The sequence below is a fragment of the Streptomyces nitrosporeus genome, assembly GCF_008704555.1.
Lineage (GTDB): Bacteria > Actinomycetota > Actinomycetes > Streptomycetales > Streptomycetaceae > Streptomyces > Streptomyces nitrosporeus.
The window spans coordinates 3,174,814-3,197,080 of record NZ_CP023702.1; the positions used below are offsets into that span (position 1 = coordinate 3,174,814).

Sequence of the window (22,267 nt, forward strand, 5' to 3'; positions counted from 1 at the left end):
GGCTGACTTCTCGGTCGGACGCGGTCACCGGTCGACGCCTCCCATCACGGGGTCGATGGACGCGACGGCGACGATGACGTCGGCCACCTGGCCGCCCTCGCACATCGCCGCCACGGCCTGCAGATTGGTGAAGGACGGGTCGCGGAAGTGGACCCGGAAGGGGCGGGTGCCGCCGTCCGAGACCACGTGCACGCCGAGTTCGCCCTTGGGGGACTCTATGGCGGTGTACGTCTGCCCGGCCGGGACCCGGAAGCCCTCGGTCACCAGCTTGAAGTGGTGGATCAGGGCCTCCATGGAGGTGCCCATGATCTTCCTGATGTGGTCGAGCGAGTTGCCGAGGCCGTCGGGGCCGAGCGCGAGCTGCGCGGGCCAGGCGATCTTCTTGTCGCCGACCATGACCGGGCCCGGCTCCAGGCGGTCCAGGCACTGTTCGACGATCCTGAGCGACTGGCGCATCTCCTCCAGGCGGATGAGGAAGCGCCCGTAGGCGTCGCAGGTGTCCGCGGTGGGGACGTCGAAGTCGTAGGTCTCGTAACCGCAGTACGGGTCGGTGCGGCGCAGGTCGTGCGGGAGGCCCGCCGACCTGAGCACCGGGCCGGTCGCGCCGAGCGCCATGCAGCCGGTGAGGTCGAGGTAGCCGACGTCCTGCATGCGGGCCTTGAAGATGGGGTTGCCGGTGGCCAGCTTGTCGTACTCCGCGAGGTTCTTCCTCATGGTCCCGAGGAAGTCGCGGATCTTGTCGACCGCGCCCGGGGGCAGGTCCTGGGCGAGGCCGCCGGGCCGGATGAACGCGTGGTTCATCCTCAGGCCGGTGATCAGCTCGAAGAGGTCCAGGATGAGTTCACGGTCACGGAAGCCGTAGATCATGATCGTCGTGGCGCCCAGCTCCATACCGCCGGTGGCGACGCACACCAGGTGCGAGGAGATCCGGTTGAGCTCCATCAGCAGGACGCGCAGGACGGTCGCCCGGTCGGGGATCTGGTCCTCGATGCCGAGGAGCTTCTCGACCCCGAGGCAGTAGGCGGCCTCGTTGAAGAACGGGGTCAGGTAGTCCATGCGCGTGACGAAGGTGGTGCCCTGCGTCCAGCTGCGGAACTCGAGGTTCTTCTCGATGCCGGTGTGCAGGTAGCCGATGCCGCAGCGGGCTTCCTTGACGGTCTCGCCGTCGATCTCCAGGATCAGCCGCAGCACCCCGTGGGTGGACGGGTGCTGGGGACCCATGTTGACGATGATGCGCTCGTCGTCCGCCTTGGCGGCGGACTCGACGACCTCGTCCCAGTCGCCGCCGGTGACTGTGTACACAGTCCCCTCGGTCGTGGTGCGGTGGGTGGCGTGAGGAGTGGTCATCAGCTGTACGACCTCCGCTGGTCCGGAGCCGGGATCTGGGCGCCCTTGTACTCGACGGCGATGCCGCCGAGGGGGTAGTCCTTGCGCTGCGGGAAGCCCTGCCAGTCGTCCGGCATCATGATCCGGGTCAGGGCGGGGTGCCCGTCGAAGACCAGCCCGAAGAAGTCGTAGGTCTCGCGCTCGTGCCAGTCGTTGGTCGGGTAGACCCCGACCAGGGACGGGATGTGCGGATCGCTGTCCGGGGCGGACACCTCCAGGCGGATCAGCCGCCCGTGGGTGAGGGAGCGCAGGTGGTAGACCGCGTGCAGCTCGCGGCCCTCGTCCCCCAGGTAGTGGACCCCGCTGACCCCGGTGCAGAGCTCGAAGCGCAGGGCGGGGTCGTCGCGGAGGGTCCGGGCGACCTGCGGCAGGTGCTCGCGGGCGATGTGGAAGGTGAGTTCGCCGCGGTCGACGACCGTCTTCTCGACGGCGGCGGCCGGCGGCAGCCCCTGCTCCTCCAGGGCCCCCTCCAGCTCGTCGGCCACCTCGTCGAACCAGCCGCCGTACGGCCGGGACGTGGCGCCCGGCAGGGTGACGGTGCGGACCAGGCCGCCGTAACCGGAGGTGTCGCCGCCGTTGTTCGCGCCGAACATGCCCCTGCGTACGCCGATGGTCTCGCCCTGGGCCGAAGCGGGCGCGGGCACCTGGCCGCTGTTGGTGTTCATCTCCTCGCTCACCGCAGCAGCCCCTTCATCTCGATCAGGGGGAGCGCCTTGAGGGCCGCCTCCTCCGCCTCGCGGGCGGCCTCCTCGGCGTTGACCCCCAGCTTGGTGTTCTGGATCTTCTGGTGGAGCTTGAGGATGGCGTCCATCAGCATCTCGGGACGCGGCGGACAGCCCGGCAGATAGATGTCGACCGGGACGATGTGGTCCACGCCCTGCACGATGGCGTAGTTGTTGAACATGCCGCCCGACGATGCGCAGACGCCCATGGAGATGACCCACTTGGGGCTCGGCATCTGGTCGTAGACCTGCCTCAGGACGGGCGCCATCTTCTGGCTCACCCGCCCCGCCACGATCATCAGGTCCGCCTGCCGCGGCGAGCCGCGGAAGACCTCCATGCCGAAACGGGCCAGGTCGTAGCGGCCGGCCCCGGTGGTCATCATCTCGATGGCGCAACAGGCGAGGCCGAAGGTCGCCGGGAAGACGGATGACTTCCGCACCCAGCCGGCCGCCTGCTCGACGGTGGTCAGAACGAAGCCGCTGGGCAGCTTCTCTTCGAGTCCCATGGTGTGCCCCTCAGCCCCTCAGTCCCATTCCAGGCCGCCCCGGCGCCACACATACGCGTAGGCGACGAAGACGGTGAGCACGAAGAGCAGCATCTCCACGAGCCCGAAGATCCCCAGGGCGTCGAAGGTGACCGCCCAGGGATAGAGGAAGACGATCTCGATGTCGAAGACGATGAACAGCATCGCCGTCAGGTAGTACTTGATGGGGAAGCGGCCGCCTCCGGCCGGCGTGGGTGTGGGTTCGATACCGCACTCGTACGCTTCGAGCTTTGCCCGGTTGTACCGCCTGGGGCCGATAAGCGTGGCCATGACCACGGAGAAGATCGCAAACCCTGCCCCCAGGGCGCCGAGCACGAGGATGGGCGCGTAGGCATTCACGCTCCTCGCTCCTTCCAGTCGTCCTTGACCGTTGGACCGCATCGGGCGACCGGCTCGCCACCTCATCAAGATCGTGCACATGTGAGGCAGTTCACAAGCCCGACTGCCCCGCATCCTATGCCCGCCGTCCTGTGATCTGCGACACGGGGTACACCAACGTCTTTGTGATCTCCACCACCTGACGAACGATCATGAAGTCGGATGAGCGGTGATCTTCACACGCGAAGCGGTCGAGTGATCACCAGACGTGACATTCGATGTCGTCTTGGCAGGTCAAAGGGGTCGCGCACTATCAATGGACGGACCCTACAAGCAAATTGGCGCTGGACACGGAGGAGGTGGTATAGCAAACCCGCTCCCGGAAGGCCGCCACCCGGACGAGGGTGCGCCGGGTACCGGAGTGGACAACGCGCACGCGTTCACGAACTCCGGGGCGGCGGGTCCGGGCGTGCGCGGCCGGGCGGCATCCGCCCTCCGCCCGGACGGACATGACTCACCGACAGGACATAACGCCCAATCCCCTTCCGGGTGACGGACGATCTTCCTCCGCCCCGGGGCCGGCCGGCCCGGGTTCCCGGGGGGCGGCACCCTCCACCCGGTGACGTGCGTCACATGATCAGCCGGCCGAAAGAAGTGGGCTTGGCCAACCGCGTGAACGGATGGTAAGCGGCGGGCAATTCGGGCGAATTCCCGAAAACCCGTGATCACAGCCGCGATCACGCATGCCCGTTTTGCCCGTTACGGCGTCAATAAAGGCCCCACATAAGCGGATTCACAGGTTCCGGACGTAACTGTGTCGCAACACACGTTTCTTGATGGGAGCCCTACAGCCCTGATAGCGCTAGTACCCATGTCCCACACCGCTCACATACCCAGCCACCGGAAGCCCCGCCAGCGCGCATCGACGACGGCGCTGCGGGCAGGAGTTGCCGGTGGCGTCCTCAGCACCATCGCGGTCGCGGGTGCCGCCGGTCCGGCCCAGGCCGAGCCGGTGACCCAGACCATCGAGATGCCCACCATCACGGAGGGCCTCTCCACCGCGGTCGCCGCGTCCGCGCAGGCGACGCAGCAGGTCGCGCACGACCTGGAGACGCAGGCCCAGCAGGACGCCGCGGCGGCCAAGGCCGCGAAGACCGCCAAGAAGGCCAAGGCCGAGGCGGTCCGCAAGGCCGAGGCCGAGAAGAAGGCCGAGGCCGCCGCGAAGGCCAAGGCGGAGGCCGAGGCCGAGGCCGAGGCCGCCGAGCGCGCCTCCCGCACCGCCGAGCGCACCACGCTCAGCGCCTCCTCGGGTTCCTCCGGCTCTTCCGGCTCGTCGGCCTCCGCGTCGACGACCTCGTACTCCTCCTCCGCCACGGGCTCCGCCGCCTCGGTCGTCGCGTTCGCGAAGGCGCAGGTCGGCGACGCCTACGTCTCCGGCGGCACCGGCCCCAACTCCTGGGACTGCTCCGGCCTGGTCCAGGCCGCGTTCCGCTCGGTGGGCGTCGACCTGCCGCGCGTCTCGCAGAGCCAGTCGACGGCCGGCACCCAGGTCTCGCTGAGCAACCTCCAGCCCGGCGACATCCTCTACTGGGGCGGCGCGGGCAGCGCGTACCACGTGGCGGTCTACGTGGGCGGCGGCCAGTTCGTCGGTGCGCAGAACTCCGGCACCGGCGTGGTCCAGGCGTCCCTGGACTACGACCCGCCGTCCGGCGCGGTCCGCGTTCTCTGATTCACAAGCGGTCGCGCGCCGTCCTCCCCGGGGCGGCGCGTCCGCGGCGACGGGCCGTCACCCCCCGCTCGGGGTGACGGCCCGTCGCCATGCCCTGCCGCGCGCCCGGTCTCCCTGGCAGGCGCGCGTACGGCAGCGGCGGGTGCGGCAGCGGCGGGTGCGCGCGGCGGGTCTCAGGCTCCGGCGCGGACGCCGGTCCCGGCCCCCGTGCCCTCGGTGTCCGCCGTGCCCCCCGCGCCCTCGATGTCCTTGGTGCCCTTGGTGCCTGTCGCGTCCCCGATGTCCTCCGTGTCCCCGGCCCGGCGCCGGCCCGGGAGCGGGGGCGTGCCGTTCACGGCCGCCTCCCGGCGCAGGAGCAGCGCCCCGGCCGCACAGGTGAGCCCGGCCAGTACGAAGCCGTACACCGGGGTCGAACCCGAGGGCTGCGTCTCGTAGACCAGGGCCGCCGAGAGCACGGCGACCACGTCACGGACCCTGCTCGCGCCCGCGGTGGCGGCGAGCACCGCCGTACCCCAGAGCAGGTACCACGGCTGCACCATCGGGGAGAGCGCCACCAGGCCCACCAGCCCGAGACCGAGCCCGTGCGCCGGTTCCAGGCGTCCGGTGGCGGAGCGCCACGCCAGCCAGAGGATCAGGGCGATCCCCGCCGCGAGCACCAGGTTCTGCACGGCGGCCTTGACGGGTTCCGGGTCGGTCCCGGCGAGCAGCCGCAGCAGGTGGCCGAGTCCCAGCCCGATGTCACTGCTGGCCGACAGCGCGGTGTGGATGCGCCCCGCCACCCCCTGGGTGCTCACCCAGCCGAAGCCGGTCCCGGCGGCCAGGGTCGCCAGCAGCACGACCGCCCCGGCCACCGCCCCCGGCCCCAGCAGTCCCTTCACGGTCCGGCGTACGGGCCCTCCGGAGGCGGCCCGGCCCACCACGACGGCGGCGAACAGCAGCGCGACCGCGGCCGGGGACTTGACCATCATGGCCAGGGCGATGAGCACGGACCCGGCGATCCACCGCCCCCGCAGCACCAGCACGGTCCCGGCCAGCATGAGGCCGGTCATCAGCCCGTCGTTGTGGAGCCCGCCGGCCACGTGCATCAGCAGCAGCGGGTTGAGCGCCCCCAGCCACAGCGCCGCCCCCGGGCTCCGCCCGTGCTCCCGGGCGAGGTGGAGCAGGGCCCAGGCGATCAGCGCGAGGGCGGCGAGGGCGATCAGCCGCATGGCGAGGACGGCGGGCACGATGGTGCCCCCGGTCGCCCAGGCGACCGCCCGCGCCAGCACGAGGAAGAACGGCCCGTACGGCGCCGGGGTCTCGGTCCAGTGGCCGCCGACACTCGCGGCGGCGTCCCCGCCGGGCCCGGCGGGGTCCAGGACGGACGGCCCGGCCTCGTAGACGTCGTGCCCTTCGAGGACCATCGCGCCCTGGGCGATGTAGCTGTAGACGTCGGCGCTGTAGAGCGGCGGCGCCACCACGAACGGCGCGGTCCACCACCCCAGGGTGACCAGGCCGTGCCGTACGCCCGCGCCCGTCCTGCCGTACAGCCACCAGGCGACGACGAGCGCGGTCAGCCCGCCGTACGCCAGGGCGTAGCCGGCGGCCGTGACGGCGGTGCCGTGCGGCACCCACAGCCCCCACGGGTCGTGCGCGGGCAGCGTCCCGACGGCCCAGCCCCCCGCCACGGCCGCCGCTGCCCCGGCCGTACCCAGCAGGCGGTACCGTCCGCCGTTTCCCGTCCCCGTCTCCCGCATGGTCCGCAAACCTACCGGAGGGCTCCGGGGGCCCTCGAACCGCTCGGCCACGCCCGGCCGCCGTCGCGGCGGGCCCGGAACACGGCCGCCGGCCGGGCGGCGGACAGCGGGAGGACCCGGCGTCAGGCCTTCGGGGCCACCTTGGACAGCCCGTTGATGATGCGGTCCATGGCGTCGCCGCCGGTCGGGTCGGTGAGGTTGGCGAGCATCTTCAGGGTGAACTTCATCAGCAGCGGGTGGGTCAGGCCGTGCTGGGTGGCGACCTTCATGACCTTGGGGTTGCCGATCAGCTTCACGAAGGCGCGGCCCAGCGTGTAGTAGCCGCCGTAGGTGTCCTTGAGGACCTTCGGGTAGCGGTGCAGGGCGAGTTCGCGCTGGGCGGGGGTCGCGCGGGCGTGGGCCTGCACGATGACGTCGGCGGCCAGCTGCCCCGACTCCATGGCGTACGCGATGCCCTCGCCGTTGAAGGGGTTGACGAGGCCGCCCGCGTCACCGACGAGGAGGAGGCCCTTGGTGTAGTGCGGCTGGCGGTTGAAGGCCATCGGGAGCGCGGCGCCCCGGATCGGCATCGTCATGTTGTCCGGGGTGAAGCCCCAGTCCTCGGGCATGGAGGCGCACCACGCCTTGAGCACCTCGCGCCAGTCCAGCTCCCGGAAGGCGGACGAGGAGTTGAGGATGCCGAGGCCGACGTTGGAGGTGCCGTCGCCCATGCCGAAGATCCAGCCGTAGCCGGGCAGCAGCCGGTCCTGGGGGCCGCGCCGGTCCCACAGCTCCAGCCAGGACTCCAGGTAGTCGTCGTCGTGGCGCGGCGAGGTGAAGTAGGTGCGGACGGCGACGCCCATGGGCCTGTCCTCGCGCCGGTGCAGCCCCATGGCGAGGGAGAGCCGGGTGGAGTTGCCGTCGGCGGCGACCACGAGCGGGGCGTGGAAGGTGACGGGGGTCTTCTCCTCGCCCAGCTTGGCGTGCACCCCGGTGATCCGGCCGGTCCGGGCGTCGACGACGGGGGCGCCGACGTTGCAGCGCTCGTACAGCCGGGCTCCCGCCTTCTGCGCCTGCCGGGCCAGCTGCTCGTCGAAGTCGTCGCGCTTGCGGACCAGTCCGTAGTCCGGGTAGGAGGCGAGCTCGGGCCAGTCGAGCTGGAGCCGGACACCGCCGCCGATGATGCGGAGCCCCTTGTTCCGGAGCCAGCCCGCCTCTTCGGAGATGTCGATGCCCATGGACACGAGCTGCTTGGTGGCGCGCGGGGTGAGGCCGTCGCCGCAGACCTTCTCGCGGGGGAAGGCGGTCTTCTCCAGCAGGAGGACGTCCAGCCCGGCCTTGGCGAGGTGGTACGCGGTCGTGGAGCCCGCCGGGCCCGCACCGACGACGATGACGTCCGCGCTGTGTTCGGACAAGGGCTGCTCGGTCACGTCCGGATCTCCCGAAGACTCGAAATCGCGTGCCGCGCGGCACCTGTCCCGTGCAGTCTATGGGGGCTTGCCGCTCCGACTCCGAAGGGCTCCCAGATGTCGCTCGCTCCGCCCGACGCCCCCCTGGTACACCTGCGTGTCCCCACCGACGAGGACGCCCTGGCCTGGCACCGGGTCTTCGACGACCCCGATGTCATGGAGTTCCACGGCGGCCGTTCCGCCGAACTCTCCGTCTACGAGGAGCTGACGGCACGCCAGCGCCGCCATGACGCGGAGCGCGGCTTCTGCCTGTGGACGCTGCACGACGACGCCGGTCAGGTGCTCGGTTTCACCGGCGCCCAGCCGTGGCCGCGAACGGAGTTCGGCCCGGTCGGCGAGATCGAGATCGGCTGGCGGCTGGCCCGGCCCGCCTGGGGCCGCGGATACGCCACCGCCGCGGCCCGCACCACCCTGGACCGGGTACGGGCCGCGGGGGTGCGGGAGGTCGTGGCGATGGTCAACTCCCGCAACGCGCGTTCGGTCGCGGTCGCGCGGCGGCTGGGCATGCGGCAGGCGGAGACGTACCTCACCCCCTCACGGCAGGAGGCCCTCTGCTTCCGGCTGGAGCTCTGACGCTTCCGGCCGGACACCCGAGGGCCCACGGCCCACGGCCCGCCGGCTCCGGGGCCGGCGGGCCGGAACGGGGCCGCCCGGGTCAGCCCCCGCCGCCCCGGTGCCGGGCTCAGTCCTTGACGCCCCGGTGGAGGGCGACGATCCCCCCGGTGAGGTCACGCCACGCGACCTTCGACCAGCCCGCCTTCTGCAACAGCCCGGCCAGGCCCTCCTGGTCGGGCCAGGCGCGGATCGACTCGGCGAGGTAGACGTAGGCGTCGGGGTTGCTGCACACCGTGCGGGCCACCGGCGGCAGCGCGCGCATCAGGTACTCGGTGTACACGCGGCGGAACGGGGCGAAGACCGGCTGGGAGAACTCGCAGATCACCACCCGCCCTCCGGGCTTGGTCACCCGGTACAGCTCGCGCAGCGCCTGGTCGGTGTCCTGGATGTTGCGCAGCCCGAAGGAGATGGTGACCGCGTCGAAGCTCTCGTCCTTGAAGGGGAGCTTCGTGCCGTCGCCCGCGGTGAACGGCATCCACGGATGGCGTTCCTTGCCGACCCGCAGCATGCCGAGGGAGAAGTCGCACGGTACGACGTAGGCACCGGCCCGGGCGAACGGCTGGGAGGAGGTGGCCGTCCCGGCCGCCAGGTCGAGGATCTTCTGCGCCGGGCGGGCGTCCACGGCCTTCGCGACCTCCTTGCGCCATCGCCTGGCCTGCCCGAGGGAGATCACATCGTTGGTGAGGTCGTAGTTCGCCGCCACGTCGTCGAACATCGAGGCGACTTCGTGCGGCTGTTTGTCCAGGGATGCTCGGGTCACCGTCCCATTCAAGCAGCCTCCCGCCCGGTCGTGAGCGGGGGCCGGGAGGACTTCAACCTTTCGGTGGTGACAGCACTCATAGAGGGGTGAGACCCAGCAGAAACCGGAAGGGGGGCCGGATGCCCGTCCCGCGCAGAACGGACCGCGGCGGAACAGGACCCGGCGGGACGGAACCCGGCGCCCTCGGCCGGGACGGGGCCGGGGACGGCTTCGAGGACTTCGCCCGGGCCAGCCAGCGCCGTCTGTACCGGACCGCCTACCTGCTCTGCGGCGACCCCGAGAGCGCCCGCGACCTGACCCAGACGACGCTGGCGAAGGTGTTCCAGCACTGGCGGCGGGTGAGCGCGGCGGACCGGCCGGAGGCCTACGCCCGCACGGTGCTCACCCGTACGTATCTGGCGGAGCGCCGGCGCAGGCTCCGCGACCTCCTGGCACACACCCCCATCGACGTGCCGCGGGCCGCCGTCGGGCCAGAACTGACCGTGACCCTGCTGGCCGCGCTCGCCCGGCTGCCGCCCCGGGCCCGGGCGATGGTCGTGCTGCGCTACTGGGAGGACCTGAGCGTCGAATCGGTCGCCGGGCTGCTCGGCTGCAGCGAGTCCACGGTCAAGAGCCAGTGCTCCAGGTCGCTGGCCCGGCTGCGGGAGCAGCTGGGCCCGGCCCACGTCTACACCACCCAGAGCTGAGGAGTTGCCAGATGGACGAGGACGCCCGGCTGGTCAGGGACGCCATGGAGTACGCCGCCGAAGGGCTCGGCCCGCTGCCCGACCTGGTGCCGGGCGCGGTGGCCCTGGGCCGGCGGCGGCGGGCACGGACCCGGGCGGCGGTGACGGCGGGCACCTTCGGCGCGGCCACACTGGCCGCGCTCGGGGTGGTGGCGCTCACCGGTCAGGGCCCCGGGGGCCGGGGGGCGGCGACCCTGCACACGGGGGTGGCGGCCCCGGCGGCGTACCGCACACCCGTCGAGGTGACGCCCAGCCCGGGTGAGGACCCGGCCGGCCGCATCGACACCCTGCCCCCCGGTGAGCGGCAGCGGCTGCGGGACTTCCAGCAGAGCGCGGCCGTGGCCCTGGACGAGGCGCTGCCCTCGGCGGTCGGGACGGTCCGCCCGCTGAGCGCCTATGCGGACCGCTACCGGGGCGAGCGGCACGGTGACGTCTTCCAGATCGTCTTCCAGGTGCGGCCGGCGGGCGACGAGGCGGCCCGGACCTGCCGCGACATCCCGCAGAAGCGGATGACCTGCGAGGAGCGGCAGCTCACCGAAGGGGTGACCGCACAGGTGAGAACCGCCGCGGCCGGCTCCCCGGACACCCTGTCCGTCTCGATCGCCTTCGGCTTCGGGAACAGCACCGTCCTGCTGGAGGTCCTCCCGGACGAGGAGGCGGGCGCTTCCGCTCCGGTGACGGGGCGTCAACTTCTTGACGGTGTAAGGGAGAGTGGGCTGCTGGAGGTGGTGCGGTACGCGGACGAGCACCCGGTACTGAAGAAGCAGGCAAGCGTCCAGGGCGGGTGATCCCCGGCGATCACCCCGGCCCCGGAACCCCGGGCCCCGGAACCCTGGAACGCCGAGACCGCCCGGAACCTCCGGAGCGCCGAGAACACGGACAGCCATCTGAATATGCACAGTGACAGAACACGCCGAATACCCGACGCCGCCGGCGCCCGCCGGCGGCCGTCCGCCCCCGGCGCGGGTGTCCCGCGCGCACAGGCCCGGAAGCGGTCCCTGGCCCGGCGCAGGCGGATCCGGCGCCGCCGCGCGACGCTGACCTCGGTGGTGGTCGCCGCGGTCGCCGCGGCCGGGTTCCTCCTTCTGCGCGCACCGTGGCAGGACGACGGCACGGCGGTCGCCCTGGACCGGGAGGGACAGGCCACCCCCTCCGCGAGCCGGAGCCCGTCGCCGAAGGCGCCGGCGAGCCCGGAGGCGTCGGCCTCCCCGAAGGCACCGGTGGCCCCGGAATCCGCCGACGGGGAGGAGGAGGTGGACCCGGACTCCGTACCGGCCTCCGGTTCCGGCACCTTCACCGTGGCGCGGGCCGGTACCGGCCCGGGGTCCGGCGGCAGCGCCTACCGCGTCGAGGTGGAGGACGGCATCGGGGTCGACCCGGACAGTGCCGCCGAGGACATCGCGAAGATCCTCGCCGACCCGCGCGGCTGGAACGAGGGCGGGACCCGCACCTTCCGCCAGGTCGCGGACGATTCCGCGGGGCTGGTCGTCAAGATCGGCACCCCGGCCACCACCGACCGGCTCTGCGGGCAGTACAGCCTGGACACCGGGGGCGAGGTGAACTGCCGGGGCGGCAAGAACGTGATGGTCAACCTCCGCCGCTGGCTGCTGGGTTCACCGACGTTCGACGGCACCCCGAAGGAGTACCGGGCCCTGATCATCAACCACGAGGTGGGTCACTGGCTGGGCCACGGCCATGAGACCTGCCCGGGCGCCGGGCAGCCCGCGCCCGCCATGATGCAGCAGATCAAGGGGCTGAAGGGCTGCGTCTCCAACGCCTGGCCGTACACCCGGGACGGCCGCTACCTTGGCGGGCCCCCGGTGCCGTAGAGGCCGCCCGGACGCAGACGGCCCCGGGCACGGGTGGCCCGGCCGCAGACGGCCTCGGACAGAGGTGCCCCGGCCGGCCGGATGACGCGCGCACCGCACGCGGCACGTACGCGCGCGGGCCGGGGCTCCGGAAGGGGCGGGCCGGGGGCGGGTGACCGGGCCCGGGCCCGGTCTCACCTCGCGCGGAAGAGCAGCCGCCCGCCGAGGACCGTCGCGACGCAGCTGCCCGCGCCCCGCGCGGCCAGCTCCGCCACGTCCCGTACGCCGAAGACCGCCAGGTCCGCCGCTTCCCCGGCGGCCGGCGGTCCGCCGGTCCGGGCCGGCACGGCGCCCGGCTCCCGTCCGGCGGCTTCCAGCGGGTCGAGGGAGAAGGGCGGTTCGGCGGTGTACGCCGCGGGCGGCAGGACCCGCAGGCCCGAGCGCAGTACCGCGGTCCGCACCGAGGGCCGGGTGAACGTCCCGGCGACGGCGGTCGTGCCGTGCCGGAGCATCCGCTGGAGGCCGCGCCGGGCGCTCGCGCCCCAGCGGGCCTCGTCCGGCGCGAGGGCGGCGAGCGCCTCGCCGGTCAGCGGGCGGGTGCCCAGCTCGTCGGCCTCACGCGGGTCCGGGTGGTAGGCCTCCTCCAGGAGCCGGACGGCCGCCGGGTTCACCAGCCCCCGGGTGAGCAGCCCGGACCAGCGCCGCGGCCGGGCCGCCGGGAAGGCCGCCGCGATCTCGTCGTACGGGCCCACCGCGACGACCACACCGCCGTCCACGGCCACCGCGTCCGCTCCGTCCGGGGCGCCGAGGACCGCGTCGGCGGCGTGGATCGTCAGCACGGCGGCCTTCAGTTGGCGTCGAGGAGCTTCAGCTCCGGGTGCGCGGTGCCGCCCGCGATCGCCGTGGAGGAGATGTGCGAGACGACGCGCTCGTCGACCGGGTCCAGCGCCGGGTCCTCGTGCACCACGAGGTGCTCGTACGTCGTGGCGCGCTGCGCCGGGACGCGGCCCGCCTTGCGGATCAGGTCGATGATCTCCAGCCGGTTGGAGCGGTGCCTGGCGCCGGCCGAGGAGACGACGTTCTCCTCCAGCATGATCGAGCCGAGGTCGTCCGCGCCGTAGTGCAGCGACAGCTGGCCGACCTCCTTGCCCGTGGTGAGCCAGGAGCCCTGGATGTGGGCGACGTTGTCCAGGAAGACCCGGGCGATGGCGATCATCCGCAGGTACTCGAAGAGCGTCGCCTGGGTCCGGCCCTTGAGGTGGTTGTTCTCCGGCTGGTAGGTGTACGGGATGAAGGCCCGGAAGCCGCCCGTCCGGTCCTGGACGTCACGGATCATCCGCAGGTGCTCGATGCGCTCGGCGTTGGTCTCGCCGGTGCCCATCAGCATGGTGGCGGTGGACTCGACCCCCAGCCCGTGCGCGGCCTCCATGATCTCCAGCCAGCGCTCCCCGGACTCCTTGAGCGGGGCGATCGCCTTCCGCGGCCGGGCCGGCAGCAGTTCGGCACCGGCACCGGCGAAGGAGTCCAGGCCCGCGGCGTGGATCCGCGAGATGGCCTCCTCGGCGGAGACCCCGGAGATACGGGCCATGTGCTCGATCTCGGAGGCGCCCAGCGAGTGGATGACCAGCTGGGGGAACGCCTTCTTGATCGCGGAGAAGTGCTCCTCGTAGTACTCGACGCCGTAGTCCGGGTGGTGCCCGCCCTGGAACATGATCTGGGTGCCGCCGAGTTCGACGGTCTCCGCGCACCGGCGCAGGATGTCGTCGAGGTCGCGGGTCCAGCCCTTGCCGGTGTCCTTCGGCGCGGCGTAGAAGGCGCAGAAGCGGCAGGCCGTCACACAGACGTTGGTGTAGTTGATGTTGCGCTCGATGATGTACGTCGCGATGTGCTCCGTACCGGCGTAGCGGCGGCGGCGTACGGCGTCCGCGGCGGCCCCCAGCGCGTGCAGCGGCGCCGACCGGTAGAGGTCGAGGGCCTCTTCCGGTGTGATCCGCCCGCCTGCGGCGGCGCGGTCGAGGATGGGCTGGAGGTCGGCCTTCTCGGTCACCGGGCTGTCACCTTTCGGCGGTTTTTCTACGGATCACCACGGACCGATCCACCCTACGCCAGCCGCTTCCCGCTTCATTCCCCGGCTCGGGTGAGCGTGCCCCCGGGGGTGCCCGCGGCCTCCTCGTGCGAGACGTAGCGGAGCTTCCCGCCGGGGGCGAGGGTGAACTCCAGGTCGGCCTCGCCCCCGGTGCACAGGGCGGTGTCGGAGCCGTCGGGGTCGGGCCGCTCGCGGATCCGCAGCGCGGTGGCCGTACCGGAGACGAGGGTGCCGACGCCCTTGCAGACGACGCTCGTGCCGAGCACGTCGAGCCGGTGGGTCAGCCGGACCACGTCCTGGCCGGTACGGCCCTCGGTGAACACCGCGGTGACCGTGCCGTGGGGCAGCCCGCTCCGCTCGGTGGCGGACCCCTCCCAGGTGCCCGCGAACGCCTCGGGCAGCGCGGCCACCGGAGCGGCCGGCCCGGTGGCGGACGGCTCGGGGGCGGGGGACCCGCCTCCGGCGGGCGCCGAGGAGGACGCGTCCGGGTCCCCGGAGGCCGTGGCCGCCGGCGGCGCGGCCCCTTCGTTGCCGTGTCCGCCGCCCGACCCGCCCCCGCCGAACAGGTCGGCCATCGTCGCCGTGCCGACCGTGACGACGGCGAGGGCGCCCGCGACGGCGAGCGCGACGGTGCAGCTCACCCGGCGCCCGCGCCGGCCCCCGGGGGCGGGGGCGCTGTCCACCGTGACCGCGACCCGGGCGCCCGGCCCCCGCTCCGCCGCGTCCGGAGCCGTGCCCGTGCGCGCGTCCGGCTCCGTCCCGGTGCCCTCCGCGGCCGGGGGCCCGGGCGGGGGTCCGGGCGGGGGCGGGGGCACCGGCGGGCCGAAGGTGCCGAGTGCGGGACCGCTCAGCGCGGCGCTGCTGAACGGCACCGGCCCGGAGCGCACCGGCTCCTCCTGCGGTTCCAGGTCCAGCAGAGCCACCGCCGTCCGGCCGAGCTCGCGCACCAGCGGGCCGGGCAGCCACCCCGCGCCCAGGAGCGCGGCGGCCCCGCCGGGCGCCAGCGTCCGGGCGAGTTCCGCCGGGCCGGGCCGGTCGCCGGGCCGCTTGGCCAGGCAGGCCGCGACCGTCTCCCGCAGCTCCCCGTCCAGGTCGCCCAGTTCGGGCTCCTCGTGCACCACCTTGTAGAGGAGGACGGCCGAGGAGTCCCCGGGGAAGGGGTCGCTGCCGGTCGCCGCGTACGCGAGGACCGCGCCCAGCGAGAAGACGTCGGCCGCCCCGGAGACGTCCAGGCCCCTTGTCTGCTCCGGTGCCATGTAACCGGGTGACCCGACGGAGACACCGGTGGAGGTGAGGGAGGCGGCGGCCCCGAGGGCGCGGGCGATCCCGAAGTCGATCAGCCGGGGCCCGTCGAGGGCCAGCAGGACGTTGGACGGCTTCACGTCCCGGTGGACGAGCCCGTGGGAGTGGACGGCGGCGAGCGCCTCGCCGAGGCCCGCGCCGAGCGCCCGTACCGCCTGTTCGGGGAGCGGCCCGTGCCGGACGACGGCGTCGGACAGCGGCGGCCCGGCCACGTAACCGGTGGCGACCCAGGGCACCGGGGCGTCGGGGTCGGCGTCCAGGACGGGGGCGGTCCACTGCGCGCCGACCCGGCGGGCGGCCTCCACCTCGCGCCGGAACCGGGCGCGGAACTGCTCGTCGAGGGCGAAATGGGGATGGACCACCTTGACCGCGACGGTGCGCCCTCCCGCACTGCGCCCCAGGTAGACCCGGCCCATCCCGCCGGCTCCGAGCCTGCCGAGCAGCCGGTAGGCCCCGATCGTGCGCGGTTCGCCGGCTTCGAGCGGCTGCATATGGTCTCCCCTTGTGAACCCTGGCGCTCCGACGGCAGCCTATGGCCGCTCACGGCGGCGGACGCACAGGTCCGGGGTTCCCGCGGGGAGGGCGGGGCCGAGGTGGCCGGATCCGGCGGGCGGGCGGTCGCGGGCCCGGACGAGGGGGCGGGGCGCCGGGCCGAGGGGGCAAGGTGCGCCGGGCCGAGGAGGCGGGCGGGCCGGGTCCTCCCCCCGCCGAAGGGCGCCGGACGCCGCTCGCCTCCCCCGGGGCGCCCCGGTACAGGACCGGTACGCACCGTCCGGCACGGCTTCCACCCCGGTTCACCACAGGATGTTCACCGGAGCGCCGGCCAAAGGCGTCCGTCACGCCATCCGCTATTCGATTCCGCGTGTATCCGACAGCTTTCCGGTAAGGCACTCGGGACATTCACCGGCATTCCAGGAAACACACCTCGGTACGGGCCCCGGCGACCGCTCCGGAGGACGGCCCCCCGGAATGGCGGCGGGGCTCTCCGGGCACCCGGCGGTAATGGCCGGACGGGAAGACACGGGATTCGCCCGCTCCCGTCCCATTCCCGTCCGCCGGTGTCAGCGGGCGTACAATTCGACCGTCACATCGGCCGGGTATCCCGTTCCGGGACCGGTCCGCCGGGCGAACTCGCGGACTCCGGCCAGCTGGTCCGGCCCGAAGCGGAAGTCCAGGGTCGTGAAGTACCGCTCCAGCACCTCCGCGTCGAAGGCCTCCCAGCGGGACGCCTGCTCGGCCACCTTGGTGACCTCCTCCAGCGAGAGGTCGCGCGAGGCCAGGAACGCCTCGTGCAGCTTCTCCACATGGACGGGGTGCGAGGCCAGGTAGTCCCTGCGGACCGCCCAGACCGCGAAGACGAACGGCAGCCCCGTCCACTCCTTCCACATCTGCCCCAGGTCGTGGACCTCCAGCCCGAGCCGGGGGGCGTCGTGCAGGTTGGCGCGCAGTGCCGCGTCGCCGATCAGCACGGCCGCGTCGGCCTCCTGCATCATCGTCCCGAGGTCGGGCGGGCAGGTGTAGTAGTCCGGGGTGACGCCGTACCGCTCGGCGAGCAGCAGCTGGGCGAGCCGTACGGAGGTCCGCGAGGTCGAGCCGAGCGCCACCCTGGCCCCGTCCAGCTCCTCCAGCGGCTTCTGCGTCACGATCACGCACGACATGACGGGGCCGTCGCAGCCGACGGCGATATCGGGGAGGGCGACCAGGTCGTCGGCGTTGCGCAGGAACTCGACCAGGGTGACGGGCCCGACGTCGAGGGCCCCGTCGACCAGCTGCTCGCTGAGTCTCTCCGGGGTGTCCTTCGAGAGCTCCAGATCGAGCAGGGTTCCGGTCCGCGCCAGGCCCCAGTACAGGGGGAGGCAGTTCAGGAACTGGATGTGGCCGACTCGCGGCCTGCTGCGACGGTCGTCGCCTTCTACGGGAGAGACGGTTGAATTGTCCACATCGCGAGGCTAGACCCGTGTCCGCGGGCAGGCGCCATCGGGGCGTCCGGACACCCTCCGGGGAAGCGGGGCGTCAGCCCTTCGGCGGCCGGATCAAACATCCGGGTGAAGTGATCTTTACCCCTACCGCTTCCCGCGGACTGCGTGCTAGGCTCGCCGCAAGTTGCAGTTTGGTTTCCCTTGCAGTACAGAGCCTGCGGAGCATGTAACCCCGCAGGCTTTTGTAGTTTTCAGACTTCTTTGCAGGTTCTGGAGCAGGGCAACCCTTTGGCCCAAGGAGGGCTTATGGCTACCGGAACCGTCAAGTGGTTCAACGCTGAAAAGGGCTTCGGCTTCATCGCCCAGGACGGCGGCGGCCCGGATGTCTTCGTCCACTATTCCGCGATCAACGCGTCCGGGTTCCGCTCCCTCGAGGAGAACCAGGTCGTGAACTTCGACGTCACTCAGGGCCCCAAGGGTCCGCAGGCTGAGAACGTCACCCCGGCCTAGTTGCCCGGGTCGGCCGATCGCGGCCGAGTGTGCAGTACCCAAGGAGCCCCGCTCCCCCGCCCCGGCGGAGGAGCGGGGCTCCTGCCCTTGTCCGCCGGGCCGTGGGCGGGAGCACCACCCGAGGCTGACGATTCGGTCCCTGACAAGGCAGACTGTTGACCGCGATACCAGCGGTACGGAGCAGAGCGGGATCAGCAGGGCCGGCGGGCGAGCAGGACAGGGGGCATCAATGGACCGCGACGACGGACCCGGTGTGCGCGTTCCGGAGCAGCGCGCTCCGCTGGAACCCGCATCCGCCGGCGCCCCACTGCGCTTCGCCGTGCTCGGTCCGGTACGCGCCTGGCGCGGCGGCGAACAGCTGCCCACCGGATCACCGCAGCAACGCGCGCTGCTCGCCGCCCTGTTGCTCCGGGACGGCCGTACCGCCACCGCGGCGGAGCTCATCGACGCCCTCTGGGGCGACGCCCCGCCCTCCCAGGCCCTGGCGACCGTACGCACGTACGCCTCCCGGCTCCGCAAGGCCCTCGGGCAGGAGACGCTGGTCAGCGAGTCGGGCGGCTACGCGCTCCGCTTCGACCGCGCGGCCCTCGACCTCACCACCGCCCAGGACCTGGCGGCCGAGGCCGAGAAGACCCGCGCCGGCGGGGACCGGCACGGGGCGCGCGCGCTGGTCGTCAAGCTCCTCGGCCTGTGGGACGGCGAGGTGCTGGCCTCCGTCCCCGGGCCCTACGCCGACAACCAGCGCGCCCGCCTGGAGGAATGGCGCCTCCAGCTCGTCGAGACCCGCCTGGACCTGGACCTGGAGGTGGGCCACCACGCGGAGACCGTCTCCGAACTGACCTCGCTCACCGCCGCCCACCCCCTGCGCGAACGCCTCCGCGAGCTCCTGATGGTCGCCCTGTACCGCAGTGGCCGGCAGGCCGAGGCGCTCGCCGTGTACGCGGACACCCGGCGGCTCCTCGCCGAGGAGCTGGGGGTCGATCCGCACCCCGGGCTGGCCCGCCTCCAGCAGCGCATCCTCCGGGCCGACGAGGAACTGGCCCGTCCGGCCGACGAGCCCCCCACGGCCTCGGCTCCGGTCCGCCCCGCACAACTCCCGGCGACGGTGGAGGACTTCACCGGTCGCAGTTCCTTCGTCGGTGAGCTGAGCGACCGGCTGGCCACCGCCGAGGGCTCCGTGATGGCCGTCTCGGCGCTGGCCGGTATCGGGGGTGTCGGCAAGACGACGCTCGCCGTGCACGTCGCCCACCGGGCCCGCCCGCACTTCCCGGACGGCCAGCTCTACGTCGATCTCCAGGGCACGAGCGCGCGCGCCGCCGAACCGGAGACCGTCCTCGGCGCGTTCCTGCGCGCCCTCGGCACCCCGGACTCCGCGATCCCGGACTCCCTGGCCGAGCGGGCCGCCCTCTACCGCTCCACCCTGGACGGCCGCCGGGTCCTGGTCCTGCTGGACAACGCGCACGACGCCGCCCAGGTCCGCCCGCTGCTCCCCGGCACGGCGGGCTGCGTGGCCCTCGTCACCAGCCGGGTGCGCATGGTCGACCTGGTGGGCGCGCACCTGGTCGACCTGGACGTGATGTCCCCGGAGGAGGCCCTCCAGCTCTTCACCCGCATCGTCGGCGAGGAGCGGGTGAACTCCGAACGCGACGCCGCCCTGGACGTGGTGGCCGCCTGCGGTTTCCTCCCCCTGGCCATCCGTATCGCCGCTTCCCGCCTGGCCTCCCGCCGCACCTGGACGGTCTCGGTACTGGCCGCCAAGCTGGCCGACGAACGCCGCCGGCTGGACGAACTCCAGGCCGGCGACCTCGCGGTCAAGGCCACCTTCGAACTCGGTTACGGCCAGCTGGAGCCGGCCCAGGCCCGCGCGTTCCGCCTCCTGGGCCTCGCGGACGGCCCGGACATCTCCCTCGCGGCGGCCGCCGCCCTCCTGGACCTGGACCCCCCCACACGGCGGAGGACCTCCTGGAGTCCCTGGTCGACACCAGCCTCCTGGAATCGGCCGCCCCGGGCCGCTACCGCTACCACGACCTGGTGCGCCTCTACGCGCGTGCGTGCGCGGAACGCGACGAACAGCCGCCCGCGGAAAGGGAGACGGCCCTCTCCCGGCTGCTGGACTTCTACCTGGCGACGGCGGCGGGGGTGTACGCGCTGGAGCGGCCGGGGGAACGGGTGCTGGAGCATTTCGAGTCCACCGGGTACCCGGGCCTTGCCTTCTCCACCTCGGGGGAAGCGCTGGACTGGCTTTTCAACGAGTCGAGCGGAGTCCTCGCCTGCGCCCGGCAGTCGGCCTCCCACGGCATGCTGCGCCGTGCGGCGGATCTGCTCATGGCCGCGGTCGACCTCGGCGAGTCCGGGGCCAACTCCCATCAGTTCGCCCAGGCCGCCACCGCCGTGTCCGAAGCCGCCCGGGCAGCGGGAGACGTCCAGGCGGAGGGCCGTGCGCGGACCATGCTGACCCATGTACACAGCATCTCGGGCCGTTTCGCGGAGGCACAGCGCGATGCGCGGCGTGCCCTGGAACTCGGTCTGGCCTCGGGGGACCCCGTCTCCTCCAGCCAGGCACCCAACCAGTTGGGGATCATCGCGCTGTACGAGAAGCGGCATGCCGACGCGGAGGCGCATTTCACCCAGGCCCTGACCGCCTTCCGGGCAGACGGCAACCAGTCCGGTGAGGCCGCCGCGCTGTGCAACATCTCCAGGGTCCACCTGGCGACGGACCGGAAGAGGAGCGCGGTGAGCCTGGCCCAGGAGGGCATCGCCCTCTACCAGTCGGACGGGAAGGCCCACGCGCTGCGCCTGGCCAACGGCAAGTACGCACTCGGTCTGGCTCTGACGGGCGCGGGGCAGAACGCCCAGGCGCGCACGGTTCTCTCGGAGGCCCTGACCGTCTTCTGCGACAGCAGGCAGCGGTTCTGGCACGGGATGACACTGTTCCGGCTGGCCGAGGTGGACCTGAACGACGGCATGCCCGCCCGGGCCGCCGCCCAGGCCGAGCAGGCGCTCGCCGTGCTGCACGAGATCGGAGGGGCCTGGCGGCGGGCGAACATCCTCACGGTGCTCGGGATGAGCCTCACCGCTCTGGGGCAGACCGGCCGCGCGGAGGCCTGCTGGCGCGAGGCCCTCACGGCCTTCGAGGACCTGGGCTCCCCGGAGGCCGTGTCCGTCCGCGCGCTGCTGGCGCAGTCTTCCGTCTCCCAGGTCTCCTGACCGGCGTTCATCAATCGTTTATCGCCTCACGGCACTCTCTATCTCATCGATCCGTCGCGTCGGGGGGCAGGCGGATCGACGAGTGGCCTCACCGCTAGGGTGATCGGCCCTGGGCTGCCTGTCCGGCGATCCACGGGGGAACCGCCGGACAGGCAAGCCCGCCCAACGATTTGATGTCTTCAGGAGTCTTCATGGCTGACAGCAACGGCATCCTCAAGCCGACCGACGCGCACGCGTCCGGCGAGGAGCTCACCACCCAGGACGCCCACGCGTCGAGCGAACCCCTCAAGCCGACCGACGCGCACGCGTCCGGCGAGGAGCTCACCACCCTGGACGCCCACGCGTCGAGCGAGCCGTCCAACTAGAGCCGTAACCGACGGGGGCGGGGGAGGCGGCCGCGACGGGCGGAGGGGAACCGTCGCGGCCGCCGTGCACGTCAGCGAGGAGGGCCCGGGCCGATCGGCCCGGGCCCTCCTCGGTGTCCGGCCGTCACGGCGTCCGGGCCGGCTCCCCCGGCCGCTGCCGCTCCCGCCGCCGTTCCACGGCACGGGCGGGCGTACGCTCCGGACGGGCCCGGCCCCGTCCCGCCGCGGATCTCCCCCGCGAGCCCCCCGGGCAGCGTGGCCGGGTACTCCCCGGCCGCCGTACCGGGCACCGGGCCCGGCGGCGTCAGTAGCTCAGCTCCGCCGTCACCTGGCAGCGCTTCACCCGGGAGACCGAGCGCGGGCTGTCCATGCGGACCGTCAGGGTCTTCGTCTCGCCGCCGTCCAGCTCCACCGAGCCCTCCCCGGTGTCCACGGTCAGGCCGGTGGCCCCGAGGAACGTCACGTCGATCTCGTAGAGGTGGGTCCCCGCCGCCGTGGAGCGGATCTCGATCGTCGAGGAGGTCACCGCTTTCCGCTTGCCCTTCTTGGGCTGGGCGCAGCGGATGACGCGGATCGCCGGGGCGTCCGAGGCGGTGGCCGAGGGTGTCGGCGTCGAGTAGGAGCCGCCCGAGGAGCCCGACGAACCGGAGTCGTAGTCGTTGTCGCTGTGGTAGTCGCCGTTGCTCTTCTCGGAGTTGGAGCAGCCGCCTCCGGAACTGCTGCCGCCGCTGCGGCTCTTCCCGCTCTTGCCGCTCTTCCCGCCGTGGCCGGCGGTCTGGAAGCCGGTGAGCGCGAGCACCACCACGACCAGCACCGCCGCGAACCTGATCCGTCGCCGCATCATGGACGCAGCCCCCCTCACTGTTGTCGGCCGGCCCGGTGCCGGCTCCCCCGTGGCCGACCGCGGGCCGAAGGCCGCCGTACGGGCCGGGCGACACGCTAACGCACGGCTCTCCGCCTCACCCCATGGCCAGGTCATGGGCCTGTCACGATCTCGTCATGGGCCTCCGATGGCACAGGCATTCGCCCCCGCGTAGCGTCGGAACAGGGGCGCAGCGCAACCCGTGCGCGCATCCGGGAGGCTGT

At 72.8% G+C, this 22,267-nt stretch carries 19 protein-coding genes and 1 pseudogene; 8 read left to right on the forward strand and 12 right to left on the reverse strand.

Going from position 1 to position 22,267, the window contains the following annotated elements; translation table 11 throughout:
• Positions 1 to 24 precede the first annotated feature (24 nt).
• The 4 genes from CP967_RS13920 to CP967_RS13935 are packed head-to-tail and all read right to left on the reverse strand — an operon-like array spanning position 25 to position 2,992.
• On the reverse strand, positions 25 to 1,347 hold the full coding sequence (locus CP967_RS13920; protein WP_150488293.1) for an NADH-quinone oxidoreductase subunit D: 1,323 nt from the start codon (positions 1,345 to 1,347) through the stop codon (positions 25 to 27).
• The gene (locus tag CP967_RS13925) at positions 1,347 to 2,051 is read right to left on the reverse strand and encodes an NADH-quinone oxidoreductase subunit C (protein ID WP_229888513.1); all 705 of its coding nucleotides are present in this window, start codon (positions 2,049 to 2,051) and stop codon (positions 1,347 to 1,349) included. The genes CP967_RS13920 and CP967_RS13925 overlap by 1 nt, the downstream gene beginning before the upstream one ends.
• Positions 2,052 to 2,059: 8 nt before the next feature.
• Positions 2,060 to 2,614, reverse strand: a complete 555-nt coding sequence (locus tag CP967_RS13930) for a NuoB/complex I 20 kDa subunit family protein (RefSeq protein WP_150488295.1) — start codon at positions 2,612 to 2,614, stop codon at positions 2,060 to 2,062.
• An 18-nt stretch (positions 2,615 to 2,632) separates the two neighbouring features.
• Entirely contained in the window at positions 2,633 to 2,992 is a 360-nt protein-coding gene (locus tag CP967_RS13935) for an NADH-quinone oxidoreductase subunit A (protein WP_031093067.1), read from the reverse strand.
• Between the two features lie 850 nt (positions 2,993 to 3,842).
• Between CP967_RS13935 and CP967_RS13940 the strand changes: the two genes are divergently transcribed.
• Positions 3,843 to 4,700, forward strand: coding sequence for a C40 family peptidase (locus tag CP967_RS13940; protein WP_150488296.1), 858 nt, complete (start codon positions 3,843 to 3,845; stop codon positions 4,698 to 4,700).
• A gap of 173 nt (positions 4,701 to 4,873) precedes the next feature.
• Here CP967_RS13940 and mptB read toward each other — a convergent pair whose 3' ends face one another.
• Positions 4,874 to 6,436, reverse strand: coding sequence for a polyprenol phosphomannose-dependent alpha 1,6 mannosyltransferase MptB (gene mptB / locus CP967_RS13945; protein ID WP_150488297.1), 1,563 nt, complete (start codon positions 6,434 to 6,436; stop codon positions 4,874 to 4,876).
• A gap of 122 nt (positions 6,437 to 6,558) precedes the next feature.
• Positions 6,559 to 7,845: a geranylgeranyl reductase family protein gene (locus tag CP967_RS13950; RefSeq protein WP_150488298.1), complete on the reverse strand. Its 1,287-nt coding sequence runs from the start codon at positions 7,843 to 7,845 to the stop codon at positions 6,559 to 6,561.
• A gap of 96 nt (positions 7,846 to 7,941) precedes the next feature.
• Here CP967_RS13950 and CP967_RS13955 point away from each other — a divergent pair, with 96 nt between their 5' ends.
• Positions 7,942 to 8,457, forward strand: coding sequence for a GNAT family N-acetyltransferase (locus tag CP967_RS13955; RefSeq protein ID WP_150488299.1), 516 nt, complete (start codon positions 7,942 to 7,944; stop codon positions 8,455 to 8,457).
• Positions 8,458 to 8,566: 109 nt separating this feature from the next.
• Here the strand turns inward: CP967_RS13955 and CP967_RS13960 are convergent, their stop codons facing one another.
• Entirely contained in the window at positions 8,567 to 9,259 is a 693-nt protein-coding gene (locus tag CP967_RS13960; protein ID WP_150488300.1) for a demethylmenaquinone methyltransferase, read from the reverse strand.
• A gap of 119 nt (positions 9,260 to 9,378) precedes the next feature.
• Here CP967_RS13960 and CP967_RS13965 point away from each other — a divergent pair, with 119 nt between their 5' ends.
• From CP967_RS13965 to CP967_RS13975, 3 genes are all read left to right on the forward strand, one after another.
• Positions 9,379 to 9,945 (forward strand): SigE family RNA polymerase sigma factor, encoded by a 567-nt coding sequence (locus CP967_RS13965; RefSeq protein WP_150488301.1) that lies wholly within the window; start codon positions 9,379 to 9,381, stop codon positions 9,943 to 9,945.
• Positions 9,946 to 9,956: 11 nt separating this feature from the next.
• Positions 9,957 to 10,772, forward strand: a complete 816-nt coding sequence (locus tag CP967_RS13970; protein ID WP_150488302.1) for a hypothetical protein — start codon at positions 9,957 to 9,959, stop codon at positions 10,770 to 10,772.
• Between the two features lie 105 nt (positions 10,773 to 10,877).
• Positions 10,878 to 11,813, forward strand: a complete 936-nt coding sequence (locus CP967_RS13975) for a DUF3152 domain-containing protein (protein WP_150488303.1) — start codon at positions 10,878 to 10,880, stop codon at positions 11,811 to 11,813.
• A 173-nt stretch (positions 11,814 to 11,986) separates the two neighbouring features.
• Here the strand turns inward: CP967_RS13975 and CP967_RS13980 are convergent, their stop codons facing one another.
• The 4 genes from CP967_RS13980 to CP967_RS13995 all read right to left on the reverse strand — a co-directional run bounded on the left by CP967_RS13980 (position 11,987) and on the right by CP967_RS13995 (position 17,120).
• Complete coding sequence (locus CP967_RS13980) at positions 11,987 to 12,631, reverse strand: imidazolonepropionase-like domain-containing protein (protein ID WP_150488304.1); 645 nt, start codon at positions 12,629 to 12,631, stop codon at positions 11,987 to 11,989.
• Positions 12,632 to 12,639: 8 nt separating this feature from the next.
• Positions 12,640 to 13,839 carry a cyclic dehypoxanthinyl futalosine synthase gene (gene mqnC, locus CP967_RS13985; protein ID WP_150488305.1) on the reverse strand — a complete coding sequence of 400 codons (1,200 nt, stop codon included), beginning with the start codon at positions 13,837 to 13,839 and terminating at the stop codon, positions 12,640 to 12,642.
• Positions 13,840 to 13,913: 74 nt separating this feature from the next.
• The gene (locus CP967_RS13990) at positions 13,914 to 15,671 is read right to left on the reverse strand and encodes a serine/threonine-protein kinase (protein WP_150488306.1); all 1,758 of its coding nucleotides are present in this window, start codon (positions 15,669 to 15,671) and stop codon (positions 13,914 to 13,916) included.
• Positions 15,672 to 16,241: 570 nt separating this feature from the next.
• Positions 16,242 to 17,120: a menaquinone biosynthetic enzyme MqnA/MqnD family protein gene (locus CP967_RS13995; protein WP_150488307.1), complete on the reverse strand. Its 879-nt coding sequence runs from the start codon at positions 17,118 to 17,120 to the stop codon at positions 16,242 to 16,244.
• A 285-nt stretch (positions 17,121 to 17,405) separates the two neighbouring features.
• Between CP967_RS13995 and CP967_RS14005 the strand changes: the two genes are divergently transcribed.
• The 3 genes and pseudogenes from CP967_RS14005 (at position 17,406) to CP967_RS33985 (ending at position 21,181) form a co-directional block, all read left to right on the forward strand.
• Complete coding sequence (locus CP967_RS14005; RefSeq protein ID WP_003967102.1) at positions 17,406 to 17,609, forward strand: cold-shock protein; 204 nt, start codon at positions 17,406 to 17,408, stop codon at positions 17,607 to 17,609.
• A 229-nt stretch (positions 17,610 to 17,838) separates the two neighbouring features.
• Positions 17,839 to 20,816, forward strand: a pseudogene (gene afsR / locus CP967_RS14010) (SARP-family global regulator AfsR).
• A gap of 191 nt (positions 20,817 to 21,007) precedes the next feature.
• Complete coding sequence (locus CP967_RS33985) at positions 21,008 to 21,181, forward strand: hypothetical protein (protein ID WP_167535380.1); 174 nt, start codon at positions 21,008 to 21,010, stop codon at positions 21,179 to 21,181.
• Between the two features lie 304 nt (positions 21,182 to 21,485).
• Here CP967_RS33985 and CP967_RS14015 read toward each other — a convergent pair whose 3' ends face one another.
• A complete protein-coding gene (locus CP967_RS14015; protein ID WP_150488309.1) occupies positions 21,486 to 22,025 on the reverse strand; it encodes a hypothetical protein in 540 nt (179 codons plus the stop codon).
• Positions 22,026 to 22,267 lie beyond the last annotated feature (242 nt).

What these genes read in the sequence shown, in the direction of transcription:
- CP967_RS13920 (WP_150488293.1), bottom strand. Translation starts at nt 1,347, where the DNA reads ATGACCACTCCTCACGCCACCCACCGCACCACGACCGAGGGGACTGTG.
- CP967_RS13925 (WP_229888513.1), bottom strand. Translation starts at nt 2,051, where the DNA reads ATGAACACCAACAGCGGCCAGGTGCCCGCGCCCGCTTCGGCCCAGGGC.
- CP967_RS13930 (WP_150488295.1), bottom strand. Translation starts at nt 2,614, where the DNA reads ATGGGACTCGAAGAGAAGCTGCCCAGCGGCTTCGTTCTGACCACCGTC.
- CP967_RS13940 (WP_150488296.1), top strand. Translation starts at nt 3,843, where the DNA reads ATGTCCCACACCGCTCACATACCCAGCCACCGGAAGCCCCGCCAGCGC.
- mptB (WP_150488297.1), bottom strand. Translation starts at nt 6,436, where the DNA reads ATGCGGGAGACGGGGACGGGAAACGGCGGACGGTACCGCCTGCTGGGT.
- CP967_RS13955 (WP_150488299.1), top strand. Translation starts at nt 7,942, where the DNA reads ATGTCGCTCGCTCCGCCCGACGCCCCCCTGGTACACCTGCGTGTCCCC.
- CP967_RS13965 (WP_150488301.1), top strand. Translation starts at nt 9,379, where the DNA reads ATGCCCGTCCCGCGCAGAACGGACCGCGGCGGAACAGGACCCGGCGGG.
- CP967_RS13970 (WP_150488302.1), top strand. Translation starts at nt 9,957, where the DNA reads ATGGACGAGGACGCCCGGCTGGTCAGGGACGCCATGGAGTACGCCGCC.
- CP967_RS13975 (WP_150488303.1), top strand. Translation starts at nt 10,878, where the DNA reads ATGCACAGTGACAGAACACGCCGAATACCCGACGCCGCCGGCGCCCGC.
- CP967_RS13990 (WP_150488306.1), bottom strand. Translation starts at nt 15,671, where the DNA reads ATGCAGCCGCTCGAAGCCGGCGAACCGCGCACGATCGGGGCCTACCGG.
- CP967_RS14005 (WP_003967102.1), top strand. Translation starts at nt 17,406, where the DNA reads ATGGCTACCGGAACCGTCAAGTGGTTCAACGCTGAAAAGGGCTTCGGC.
- CP967_RS33985 (WP_167535380.1), top strand. Translation starts at nt 21,008, where the DNA reads ATGGCTGACAGCAACGGCATCCTCAAGCCGACCGACGCGCACGCGTCC.
- CP967_RS14015 (WP_150488309.1), bottom strand. Translation starts at nt 22,025, where the DNA reads ATGATGCGGCGACGGATCAGGTTCGCGGCGGTGCTGGTCGTGGTGGTG.